Consider the following 10,922-nt stretch of genomic DNA (forward strand, 5'->3'; position numbering starts at 1 on the left):
CACCTGGACGCTCGGCGCCGCCGCGGGGGCGAACGCCGCAACGGCTACGGTGACCGGCGCGGGGCCGGTGAGCTTCGCCGCGACCGCCACCCCGGCCGGCGCCGCCGCAATCAGCAAGGCAGGCGGCGACGGGCAGACCGCACCGGCCGGAAGCGTCCTCCCCGCCCCGCTCACAGTGAAGGTGACGGATGCGGGCGGGAACGCGGTGCCGGGAGCGGCGGTGAGCTGGAGCGTCGGTTCGGGGGGCGGCTCGCTCTCGCCGGCCAGCTCCGTCACCGACGCCTCCGGCCAGGCGAGCGCCACCTGGACCCTGGGGGCCGCCGCCGGCGCGAACACGGCCACGGCCTCTGTGGGCGGGTTGGCGGCCGTGACCTTCGGCGCCACTGCCACTTCGGGCCCCCCCGACCCGAACGTGGCCAGGGTGCAGGTCTGGCTCCCGGCGGCGACCATGGGAATTGGAGTGACGGTTCAGGCCAGGGCCCTTCCGCTCGACGCGAATGGAAAGCACATCCCGGACCTGGCGATCACCTGGAGCAGCTCCAACGCCTCGGTGGCGAGAATCAGCGAGTCCGGCCTGATCACGGGAGTGAGCGAAGGCACCGCCACGATCACCGCGACCGCCGGCGGGAAGAGCGGGACGGAATCGGTCACCGTCAGCCGGTCGGCCCCGGACGTGAGTCCCCCGGAGGTCACGGGTTTCAGCATCTCCCCGATGGAGGTGGACGTCGTCTCGTCCCCGCAGGCGGTTACGTTCACCGTCGGCTTCAAGGACGAGACGGGGGTCTCCTCCACGTCGCCCCCATGGGTGGTCGCGGCGCCCCCCTCCGGCAACAGCCAGGGCTGCATCCTCTCACTGGCCGCCGGCACGCCGCAGAACGGGACCTGGACCTGCACCTGGCGTATTCCCGCCGGATCGGAGCCCGGGACCTACACGATCCAGGCGATCACCATGGCGGACTCGAGGGACAACAGGAGCGGCCTGGGGCCGGCGCAGCTCCAGGCCCGGGGATGGCCGAGCACGTTCCAGGTCAAAAACGCCGCACCGGACGTGGAGGCGCCGGTCCTCACCGGGTTCTCCGTCACTCCGGGCTCCGTGAGCGTCGCCTCGGGATCGGCATCGATCGAGTTCACGTTCGCGGCGCACGATGCAGTCGCCGGGGGAGTCGTCGCGTCCATCGACTTCACCAGCCCTGCGGGCGAGGTGCTGTCCTGTCCGGGCTGGCAGCGCGTGTCCGGGGACGCCAACGCCGGCGTCTGGAAGTGCATCATCGCCATTCCCCAGGGTGCCCCCGCCGGAACCTGGACGGTGTCCCGACTCGTCGTCAGGGACATCCTGTGGAACCGGCGGACCTACACGGCCGCCGACCTGAAGGCCGCGGGCTTCCCCACCGAGGTGACCGTCACCCGCTGAGGCGGCACGGCATGGCAGAAGGGCCCCACCCGCGGCGCGGCGGGTGGGGTCCTTCAGCGTCCCGGAGCGACCTCCTCTACCCCGCCCCGAAGAACCGCGAGATGGTGTAGATCAGCAGCCCCGCCAGCCCGCCCACCAGGGTGCCGTTGATGCGGATGAACTGCAGGTCCTTGCCGATCTGCAGCTCGATCTTGCGCGAGGTGTCCTCGGCCGGCCACGCCGCCACGGTGGTGGAGATCAGGTCCGCCACCTCGTGCCGGTACTGCTCCACCACGTACAGCACCGCCCCCTCGATCCACCCCTCGACCTTCTCCAGCAGCTCCGGGTCATCCTGCAGCGACTCCCCGAAGGCGGTCACCGCGCGCTCCACCCGCTGCCGGAAGGGGGATTCCGGGTCGGCGTTGTGGCGCAGCAGCGACTCCTTCATATCCCCCCAGAGCGAGGCCGAGTAGCTGCGCACCGTGGGGTGCAGCAGCACCTCCTCCTTGAGCTCCTCGCCGCGCGCGATCATCTCCGGCGAGGTCCTCAGCTTCTCCACGAACTCGTCCACCGCCTCGTTGAAGCGGGCGCGGAGGGGGTGGTCCGGGTCGACGCTCACCTCGTGGATGGTGTGGTCGATCCCCGCAGCCACCTTGCTGTAGATCTTGTCGTCCACCGCGTCCGGGAACCACCACGGCGTCTCGTCGCCGATGCGCTGGCGGAGCACGTCGCGGTTCTCGTCCACCAGGCGCGCGATCAGGCGGAGCGCCGCGTTCAGCAGGTCCTGGTGCCGGTTCTCCGCCGTCACGACCTCCAGCACCTTTCCCATCAGCGGCGCCACCTGCGTCTTGCGGACGCGGGTGGTGATGCTCTGGTCGATCAGCTCCTGCACGTCGTCGTCGCGGAGCACCTGGACGAGGCCGGCGATGGCCGCGGAGGTGTGCTGCGACAGCGTGTGCGCGTTCTCCGGGCGGGCCAGCCACTCCGCGAGCCTCCGCGCCGCGCCCACCGACCGGAGCTTGTGGACGACGACCTCGCGGGACAGGAAGTTGTTCTCGACGAACCGCCCCAGGCTCGCACCGATCTTGTCCTTGCGCGAGGGGACGATGGCGGTGTGGGGGATGGGGATCCCCAGCGGGTACCGGAAGAGGGCCGTCACCGCGAACCAGTCGGCGATGCCGCCCACCATCCCCGCCTCCGCCGTGGCCCGCACGTACCCCATCCAGGGGTACCGCTCCTCCAGGATCCGCGCCACGATGTAGATGAGCGCGGCGACCACCAGGAGCCCGCTGGCGCGGAACTTCATCCGGTCCAGCTGGACCCGCTTGGCCTCCTCGTCCTGCAGCTGTGGAATGGCGAGATCGTGGTTCTGCATCGGCCCCGGTGTGCGCGTGCGCTGGTCTCCCGCCCATCCGCTTCGCAAACTCCTCGCCGCCCGGCGGACGGCGACAGCATAGAGTACGGCGCGCCGGGGGGGAAGGGTTTCGCTCCCGGCCGTCGCGGCCCCCTTGCACGAACGGCCGTTTCTGCCTAGTCTGTCGTATATGATGCGTGTGCATCATCGCCCGCCTCCGCACCCCCGGACACACCCATGAGCCCGCCGCGGCCGGGGCGCGGAACGGCGGGGCGCGCACCCACCGCTGCAAGGAGAGCTGCGATGGCTGAGATGGGACGGTACTGCAAGGCCTACTACGCCGCGGACTTCCGCAAGTTTTCGGGGTGGAAGGAGAACGTCGCCGCCCTGCGCAAGGACAAGCAGGAGGTGAACGGCAAGGAGGTCGAGGTCGAGAGGCACGAGCTCAAGGACGACGACATCCTGTACCTGCAGGAGAACTTCGTCGTCACGGACGGCATCTTCAAGGACGAGAACGTCGTCTTCGACCAGGTGACCCCGGAGTGGGAGGCGTTCTGCACCGGCGAGCTGGCCTTCGAGATCCCGGACTACGCCCGCGACGACGCGGAGCCCGCCGGGACCGAGCCGGCGCAGCAGTCCTGACCCGGCGCCGCGAGGTGTCCCGGACGGCGGCGGGGGCCCGGCTGAAAAGGCGGGCCCCCGTCGCGTTTACGCCCCTTCACCGCCGCGGCCTCCGACTTGCGCCCCGAGCGGGACTGCCGTTATTCATCCCGGCCGTCCGCCGCCGGGCGGGGGCGCCCGCGCGGCTGCCGCACACTCACGGAAGGGCAGTACCTTGATCTGTCTACGCACACCGGCCGAGATCGAGACCATGGCCGAGGCCGGGCGGCTCCTCACGGAGACCATGGCCGAGATGGAGCAGGCCGTGCGCCCCGGCGTCACGCCGAGGGAGCTGGACCGCATCGCCCACGACGGGATCGTCTCGCGCGGCGCCAAGCCGGCGCAGCTCGGATACCAGGGGTACCCGGCCACCATCTGCTCGTCCCGGAACGAGGTGGTGGTGCACGGTATCCCCGACGCCGCGCCGCTCGCCGAGGGCGACATCGTCACGCTCGACTTCGCGCTCATCTACCGCGGCTTCTACGCCGACATGGCGCGCACCTTCGCCGTGGGGCGCATCAGCGACGAGGCGGAGCACCTGGTCCGATCGACCGAGGAGGCGTTCTGGAAGGGGTTCGCCCAGGCGCAGCCCGGCAACCGCCTGGGCGACGTCTCCGCCGCGGTGCAGCGCCACGTGGAGGGACAGGGGCTCTGGGTGGTGCGCGAGTTCGTGGGGCACGGGATCGGGACCTCGTTCCACGAGGACCCGCAGGTGCCCAACTACGGGAAGGCGGGGCGCGGCCCGCAGCTCCGGCCGGGGATGACCTTCGCGCTGGAGCCGATGGCCGCGCTCCGGGCGGGGAACGCCTCCTTCCTCAAGGACGGGTGGACGGCCACCATGGGGCGCGGCAACCTGGCCGCGCAGTACGAGAACACCATCGCCATCACCGAGTCCGGGCCGCGCCTGCTCACGGGAAGCCTGTCGCCCGCGGCGACGGCGGCCTGACCGTCCCCGGGCCTCAGCGGACGCCCAGCAGCTCCAGCACCAGCGGGGTGAAGTCCAGGTGCGAGGGGTTCGGGCCCACCGCGCGGCGCGTCTCCTCCCGGATCCGCGCTCCCGTCTTCCGCGGGTGGGCGACGACCAGCGGGACGCGGCTGTCCTGGGCCGCGGCGCCCCCGTGCCAGGAGTGGTACCCCTCCTCCCCGAAGTAGAACCGCTCCTCGATGGGCCGCTCCGCCCCCGTGCGGGCCAGGAGGACGAGGTCTCCGGCCCGGTCGGCGTGCGGGCCGCGGGTGAGCCACCGGAGCCGCTCCTCCAGCCGGAGCAGCTCCGGCCGGGGGTGGCGTGCCAGGTACTCCCGCACCGGGACCAGCCCCGCCCCGTCGAACACCCGCAGCTCCTGCGTCCCCGGGAGCCGCGCGAGCACCAGGTCCAGCGTCCCGCGGAGCGCGGGGACGCCCGCGCCGGTGGCGCTCGCCGCGTGGAAGGCGCGCGCCGCGGGGAGCAGGTCCTCCGCGGTGCGCGGGGGGCGGCTCCAGTCGCAGCGGTCCCCCCCGGCGGGGCAGGTGGAGCGGTCCGCCAGGTACACGTAGGCGGCCGCGCCCTGGTAGGCCAGCACCGCCTGGAAGTCGTCCCGGTCGGTCGCGACCTTCGCCGGGCGCACCCGGAACCCGGCCCGCTCCAGCACCGCCGGGGGCTCGTCGTCGCCGTCGGTGCCCAGGGCGTGGCGGTCGTCGCCCAGCACCGGGGTGTGCCCGTGGTCGGAGACGATGAGCACGTACGTGTCCTCCAGCGCCCCGCCGTCCGCGTAGGCGTCGAGCACGTCCGAGACGATGGGGTCCACCACCTCCTCCAGGTACTGCTGCTGGACCCGGAGCGGGTCGGGCGCGTGGTGGGGGATCAGGTCGGTGCCGGCCAGGTAGACCACCTGCAGGTCGGGGATGCCGTGCTTCTCCAGGTCGGAGAGCACGGTGGAGGCCGCGGTCTGGTCCGTTTCCCGGTACGTGCCGCGCGAGGGGCCGCCCCCCGTCACCGCGTCCTCGGCCACCCGCTCGAACAGGTCGCCCAGCCGGCCGACCGGGGCGAGCTGGAGGAGGTCCGCCCCGCGGTGGAGCTGGAGCATGGACACGTGCGAGCGGAGCCCCGCCCGCTCGAAGAGCGTGGGCACGCGGACCGCCTTCCCCAGCAGCTCGTCGGTGTACATCCGGACGGCGTGCGCCTTGGAGGAGACGGAGCCCGGCGCCGGCGCGTGGAACGCGGCCTCGTCGCGGGCCCACCACTCGTTCCCGGGGACGCCGGTCTCCGCCGGGGGCGCCCCGGTGAAGAGCGACGTCCACCCCGGGATGGTGTTGGAGGGGAGGACGCTCACCACTTCGGGCACGGAGTACGCGTTCCGGAACACTCCGTCCGTCCCCGCCGGACCCAGGAGCGCAGCCGTGCGGGGCATGCGGCCGTCGCGGAGGGCGCGGTGCAGGTCGTCGTGGCCCACGCCGTCCAGCGCGAAGACCAGGACGCGCGTGGTGCCGCGGATGGGGCGGAGCTCCTCGCGGAGCGGCTTGGTCCCGCCCTCCGCCACCAGCTCGGCCACCTCGCCGGCGGGCGCCCCGCCGATGGTGGCGCACCCTCCGCCCAGGAGCAGGGCGACGATCAGTGGAACGACGTGTGCAGACGGGCTGTGCGGGCGCATGTGGATCGGGTTCGGGTGGACGTACCCGCCCGCTGAGCAGGATGGGGGCCAGCGTCCTTGACATCGATCCCGGAGGCGTTATCTTAGTAGTAAGATTTGTGACCCGGGACAGACCATGACGGCCCACGACCAGACGGACGACCAGGCGCTCGCGCTCAAGCTGTGGGTGGTGCTCTCGCGGGCCCACGCGGCCATCGAGGCGCACGCCGTCGCGCAGGTCGCCCGGCACGGGCTGACGCTGACGGAGTTCGGGATCATGGAGGCGCTCTTCCATCGGGGCCCCATGCTGCTGGGCGAGGTGCAGCGGCGGATCCTGGTCTCCAGCGGCGGGATCACCTACCTGGTGGACCGCCTGGAGCGGAAGGGGCTGGTCGAGCGGCGGGAATGCGCAGAGGACCGGCGCGCCCGGTACGCCGCGCTGACGGAGCGGGGCGAGACCGTCATCCGGGAGATCTTCCCGGAGCACGCGCAGCACCTGGAGCACGCGCTCGGCGGGCTGGACGCGGCGGAGAAGGAGCAGGCCATCCGGCTGCTGCGCACGCTGGGAACGCACGCGGCGAAGGAGAAGCCGCTCGGAGCGGACGGGGAGTGAGCTTTCCCGGCCCATATGTCTCAGTAGAGAGAAGTACGGATATGAACATCTTCCGGAGGGGGGCCCCCGGCCGGCGGGTGCAACGCGAGAGGGGCCGGTACACACGAGGAGCGATCATGGCGACCACGGAGAGCAGCGCGAGCGCGGCGGGGACCACCACCTGGAACATCGACCCGACGCACTCGTTGGTAGAGTTCTCGGCGAAGCACATGATGATCACCACCGTGAAGGGGCGGTTCGGCGACGTGACGGGGACCCTCGCCATCGACGAGGCCCACCCGGACCGCTCGTCGGTGGAGGTGGAGATCGGGACGGCGAGCATCGACACCCGCACGGAGCAGCGCGACGCGCACCTGCGCTCCGCCGACTTCCTGGACGTGGAGAGCTACCCGTCCATCACCTTCCGGAGCCGCCGCGTGGAGGGCGCCGCGAACCGCGAGGGCGATGAGTTCCGCGTGGTGGGCGACCTGACCATCAAGGGGACCACCCGCGAGGTGACGCTGGACGCCACCTACGACGGCCGGGGCACGGACCCGTGGGGCGGCGAGCGCGTGAGCTTCAGCGCCCGGACCAGGATCGACCGGCGCGACTTCGGCCTCACCTGGAACCAGGCGCTGGAGACCGGCGGGATCCTGGTGAGCAACGAGCTCAAGATCGAGATCGAGGTGCAGGCCGTCCGGGGGTAGTCGCGGCTGCGCCGCGAGTGCGAAAGTGCGGGAGTGCGGGAGTGCGGGAGTGCGGGAGTGCGGGAGTGCGGGAGTGCGAAGTGCGAAGGTACGGACCACGACGCATCCACCGCCGCCCGCGTGAGGGATGCGAGCCCGAAGGGGCGAGACCGGCGTAGTTTGCCGGGCTCGCCGCCGTTGAGCACGGTCGTATCGTGCTCTACGGCGCCGCAGCCCGGCCCCCGCGCCAGCGGGGGACACGCCCGGACCGAGCCGTTCGGCAGTACCTGAGAGGAGGAGGCAGGGATGAGCGAGCTGAGGACGCAGGGCTTTCACCACGTGACGATGGTGTCGGCGGACGCGCGGCGGACGCTGGAATTCTACCGGAACACGCTCGGTCTGGGGCTGGTGAAGAAGACCGTCAACTTCGACGATCCGGGGGCGTACCACCTGTACTTCGTGGACGCGGCCGGCACGCCGGGGACGATCCTGACCTTCTTCGAGTGGCCGCATGCGCCGCGCGGCGCGCCGGGGGTGGGCGGGGTGCACCACCTGGCCCTGGGGGTGGAGACGGAGGAGGCGCTGCTCAGGTGGAAGCGCCGGCTCACCGACCGCGGCGTCCCGGTGAACGGCCCGTTCGACCGGACCTGGTTCTCGAGCCTGTACTTCACCGATCCCGACGGGCAGATCCTGGAGATCGCCACGCGCGGGCCGGGGTACGCGCTCGACGAGCCGGCGGACGCCCTGGGCGCGCGCATCGTCCACCCCGGCACGGAGCGGCTCGCCGGACACCGCGACGAGGCGGCCATCCACGAGCGCACCTGGCCGGAGCCGGTCCCCGTGATCACGCCGGACATGGCGCTCACCGGGATCCACCACGTCAGCGGGATCACCGACGACGTGGAGCGGGCGCACGACTTCTACGAGGGCGCGCTGGGCCTCCGCATCGTCAAGCGCACCTTCAACCAGGACTCGCCCACCATGCCGCACTGGTTCTGGGCGAGCTACGACGGGGAGCGGGTGGCGCCGCACAGCTCCATGACGCTGTTCGGCATCCCCAACGGGAAGCCCGCCCGCGGCGGGGTGGGCCAGACGCACCACGTGGCCTTCCGCGCGCGGGACGACGAGGAGCAGCGGGCCTGGCGGGAGCACCTGCTGGAGCTGGGGGCACAGGTCTCGCCGGTGGTGGAGCGCACCTACTTCCGCAGCATCTACTTCCGCGCGCCGGACGGGCTGCTGCTGGAGATCGCCACCGACGGACCCGGCTTCCTGGTGGACGAGGAGGCGGCGGAGCTGGGGACGAACCTGCGGCTCCCCGCGTCGCTGGAGACGGAGCGGGAGGAGATCGAGGCCGGTCTTGCCCCGCTCGGCTGAAAAGGGAGAGAACGATGCTGCACTTCGAGCACCGCGTGCCGGCGGACGCACGCGACGGCGCCCCGCTGCTGGTGCTGCTGCACGGACGGGGGAGCGACGAGCGGGACCTGATGGGGCTGGTGCCGCACCTCCCCGCGGGGCTGATCGTGGTCTCCCCGCGCGCTCCCTTCGCGGGGGCGCCGTGGGGGTACGGCCCCGGGTGGGCGTGGTACCGCTTCCTGGGCGGCACCCGCCCGGAGCCGGCGAGCTTCGAGGAGAGCCAGCGCGCCCTGGGCGACTTCCTCCGGGAGCTGCCGGAGCGGCTCCCGGTGAAGCCCGGCCCGCTGACCCTGGGCGGCTTCTCCCAGGGAGGGACGATGAGCCTCGCGCACGCGCTCCGGGACCCCGGCACCGTCCCCGCGGTGCTCAACTTCAGCGGCTTCCTGGCCGACCACCCCTCCGTGTCCGCCACGCCGGAGACGGTGCGCGGCACCCGCATCTTCTGGGGCCACGGGACCGACGACCCCGCGATCCCCTGGGAGTACGCCCGCCAGGGCCGGGCCGCGCTCGAAGCCGCCGGCGCCGACCTGGAGGCCCGCGACTACCGCATCGGCCACTGGATCGACCCGCAGGAGCTCACGGACGCGGCGAGGTGGGCCGGCTGGGAGGAGTAGGGAGTGCCCCGGCTCCGCCGGGCCTACTCCCGCTCCACCACCATCACGAACCCCATCGCCCCGGCCGCGCAGACGGAGAGCATCCCGAACTGGCCGCCGCGGCGCTTCAGCTCGTTGAGCAGCGTCACGGTGACGCGGCCGCCCGTGGCGCCGAACGGGTGGCCGATGGCGATGGAACCGCCCATCACGTTGATGCGGTCCTCCGGGGGGAGGCCGATGGCCTTGTCGCGGCCCAGGCGCTTGCGGGCGACCTTGTCGGAGTCCCACCACTGGAAGTTGGAGAGCACCTGCGACGCGAACGCCTCGTGCACCTCCAGCAGGTCGATGTCCTGCATGGAGAGCCCCGCCCGCTCCAGCGCCACGGGGGCGGCGTACACCGGGCCCTGTAGAAGCTGGTCGGCGGGGGAGAGCGAGGCGTAGGCGTACGAGCGGATGTAGCCCAGCGGCTCGTATCCCAGCGCCTTGGCCTTCTCCTCGCTCATCAGCAGCACCGCCGAGGCGCCGTCGGTGAGCGGCGAGGCGTTGCCGGCGGTGATGGTCCCGTACTTCCGGTCGAACACCGGCTTGAGGTTGGAGAGCTTCTCGAGCGAGGTGTCCGCCCGGATGCCGTTGTCGGTGGCGACCACCTCGTCGAACTTCGGCGGGACGTACACCGGGGCGATCTCCGCCGTGAGCCGCCCGTCCGCCGTGGCCGCGGCGGCGAGCTGGTGCGAGCGGAGCGCCCAGCGGTCCTGCTCCTCCCGCGTGATCCCGTTCTCCTGCGCCATCTTCTCCGCCGACTCGCCCATGGTCTGCCCGGTGGTGGGCTCCGCGATGGCCGGGGTGATGGGGGCCAGGTGCTTGGGGCGGATGGCGCGGAACGCCTGCAGCCGCTCCGGGAGCGAGCGGGCCTTGGAGGCGCGCACCATCGCGTTCCGCATCTCCGGGGAGAAGAGGATCGGCACGTCCGTGAGCGACTCGGCCCCGCCGGCCACCACCACGTCCGCGTGGCCGATCATGATGTGCTCGGCCCCGGAGGTGATCGCCTGGTTGGACGAGGCGCACGCCCGCGCCACCGTGAACGACGGCACCGACGCCGGGATCCCCGACCCCAGCGTCACCTCCCGCGCGATGTTCGGCTCCTGGACCGACTGCACCACCGTGCCGTAGATCACGTGGTCGATCTCGCCCACGTCCAGGTCGGCCCGCGAGATGAGCTCGCGCACGGCCACCTTCCCCAGCTCGATCGCCGAAAGGTCCCGGAACACCGTCCCCGACCTGGCGAAGGGGGTCCGGCACCCCTCCACGATGGCGACCCTGCGCCCGTTTCCGTTCATCTGGCGTGTCCTCCGCTTGAGTGCGTCTCGCCCGCCGCCGGGCCGGCCGCCCGAAAAAGAAGAGCGGGGCTCCAATGTTTCGCTGAGCCCCGCTCAATACAAGGTCCGTTCCGCAGCGCCTACTCCTCCGCCGGGCCGGCGTCCTCCGCCAGGTCCCGGGGCGGCTCGCGCCGCAGCGGCGCCGCGCGGTCGTACGGCTCCCTGCGGAACGCCGGCTGGTCGGCCGCGTCGCGCGGCTCGCGGCGGTAGCCGGACGATCCCTCGTCCCCCCCGTCGCGCGGCTCGCGCCGG

10 protein-coding genes are annotated in these 10,922 nt (G+C 72.3%); 7 read left to right on the forward strand and 3 right to left on the reverse strand.

Annotated features, from left to right (window positions below):
• Positions 1 to 1,411 (forward strand): Ig-like domain-containing protein (locus VGR37_04935; protein HEV2146740.1); only part of this gene is annotated, 1,411 nt, incomplete at its 5' end.
• A gap of 76 nt (positions 1,412 to 1,487) precedes the next feature.
• Here the strand turns inward: VGR37_04935 and VGR37_04940 are convergent.
• Positions 1,488 to 2,765: a DUF445 domain-containing protein gene (locus VGR37_04940; protein ID HEV2146741.1), complete on the reverse strand. Its 1,278-nt coding sequence runs from the start codon at positions 2,763 to 2,765 to the stop codon at positions 1,488 to 1,490.
• Between the two features lie 282 nt (positions 2,766 to 3,047).
• On the opposite strand from VGR37_04940, the gene VGR37_04945 reads away from it, so the two are divergent.
• Entirely contained in the window at positions 3,048 to 3,386 is a 339-nt protein-coding gene (locus tag VGR37_04945) for a hypothetical protein (protein HEV2146742.1), read from the forward strand.
• Positions 3,387 to 3,579: 193 nt separating this feature from the next.
• Positions 3,580 to 4,350 carry a type I methionyl aminopeptidase gene (gene map, locus VGR37_04950; protein HEV2146743.1) on the forward strand — a complete coding sequence of 257 codons (771 nt, stop codon included), beginning with the start codon at positions 3,580 to 3,582 and terminating at the stop codon, positions 4,348 to 4,350.
• Between the two features lie 13 nt (positions 4,351 to 4,363).
• Here map and VGR37_04955 read toward each other — a convergent pair whose 3' ends face one another.
• Positions 4,364 to 6,031: an alkaline phosphatase family protein gene (locus VGR37_04955; protein HEV2146744.1), complete on the reverse strand. Its 1,668-nt coding sequence runs from the start codon at positions 6,029 to 6,031 to the stop codon at positions 4,364 to 4,366.
• 115 nt (positions 6,032 to 6,146) lie between these two features.
• On the opposite strand from VGR37_04955, the gene VGR37_04960 reads away from it, so the two are divergent.
• The 4 genes from VGR37_04960 to VGR37_04975 all read left to right on the forward strand — a co-directional run bounded on the left by VGR37_04960 (position 6,147) and on the right by VGR37_04975 (position 9,315).
• Positions 6,147 to 6,623 (forward strand): MarR family transcriptional regulator, encoded by a 477-nt coding sequence (locus tag VGR37_04960; GenBank protein HEV2146745.1) that lies wholly within the window; start codon positions 6,147 to 6,149, stop codon positions 6,621 to 6,623.
• 116 nt (positions 6,624 to 6,739) lie between these two features.
• Positions 6,740 to 7,309 carry a YceI family protein gene (locus VGR37_04965; GenBank protein ID HEV2146746.1) on the forward strand — a complete coding sequence of 190 codons (570 nt, stop codon included), beginning with the start codon at positions 6,740 to 6,742 and terminating at the stop codon, positions 7,307 to 7,309.
• Between the two features lie 285 nt (positions 7,310 to 7,594).
• A complete protein-coding gene (locus tag VGR37_04970; GenBank protein HEV2146747.1) occupies positions 7,595 to 8,662 on the forward strand; it encodes a VOC family protein in 1,068 nt (355 codons plus the stop codon).
• A gap of 14 nt (positions 8,663 to 8,676) precedes the next feature.
• Complete coding sequence (locus tag VGR37_04975) at positions 8,677 to 9,315, forward strand: alpha/beta hydrolase-fold protein (protein ID HEV2146748.1); 639 nt, start codon at positions 8,677 to 8,679, stop codon at positions 9,313 to 9,315.
• A gap of 23 nt (positions 9,316 to 9,338) precedes the next feature.
• On the opposite strand, the gene fadI is transcribed toward VGR37_04975, so the two are convergent.
• Positions 9,339 to 10,631, reverse strand: a complete 1,293-nt coding sequence (gene fadI, locus VGR37_04980; GenBank protein HEV2146749.1) for an acetyl-CoA C-acyltransferase FadI — start codon at positions 10,629 to 10,631, stop codon at positions 9,339 to 9,341.
• Positions 10,632 to 10,922 lie beyond the last annotated feature (291 nt).

The sequence above is a fragment of the Longimicrobiaceae bacterium genome (assembly GCA_035936415.1).
Classification (GTDB): domain Bacteria; phylum Gemmatimonadota; class Gemmatimonadetes; order Longimicrobiales; family Longimicrobiaceae; genus JAFAYN01.

Bases quoted from the DNA above. Each gene is read 5' to 3' on its own strand.
- VGR37_04940 (HEV2146741.1), bottom strand. From the start codon at position 2,765: ATGCAGAACCACGATCTCGCCATTCCACAGCTGCAGGACGAGGAGGCC.
- VGR37_04975 (HEV2146748.1), top strand. From the start codon at position 8,677: ATGCTGCACTTCGAGCACCGCGTGCCGGCGGACGCACGCGACGGCGCC.
- VGR37_04965 (HEV2146746.1), top strand. From the start codon at position 6,740: ATGGCGACCACGGAGAGCAGCGCGAGCGCGGCGGGGACCACCACCTGG.
- VGR37_04960 (HEV2146745.1), top strand. From the start codon at position 6,147: ATGACGGCCCACGACCAGACGGACGACCAGGCGCTCGCGCTCAAGCTG.
- VGR37_04945 (HEV2146742.1), top strand. From the start codon at position 3,048: ATGGCTGAGATGGGACGGTACTGCAAGGCCTACTACGCCGCGGACTTC.
- VGR37_04955 (HEV2146744.1), bottom strand. From the start codon at position 6,031: ATGCGCCCGCACAGCCCGTCTGCACACGTCGTTCCACTGATCGTCGCC.
- fadI (HEV2146749.1), bottom strand. From the start codon at position 10,631: ATGAACGGAAACGGGCGCAGGGTCGCCATCGTGGAGGGGTGCCGGACC.
- VGR37_04970 (HEV2146747.1), top strand. From the start codon at position 7,595: ATGAGCGAGCTGAGGACGCAGGGCTTTCACCACGTGACGATGGTGTCG.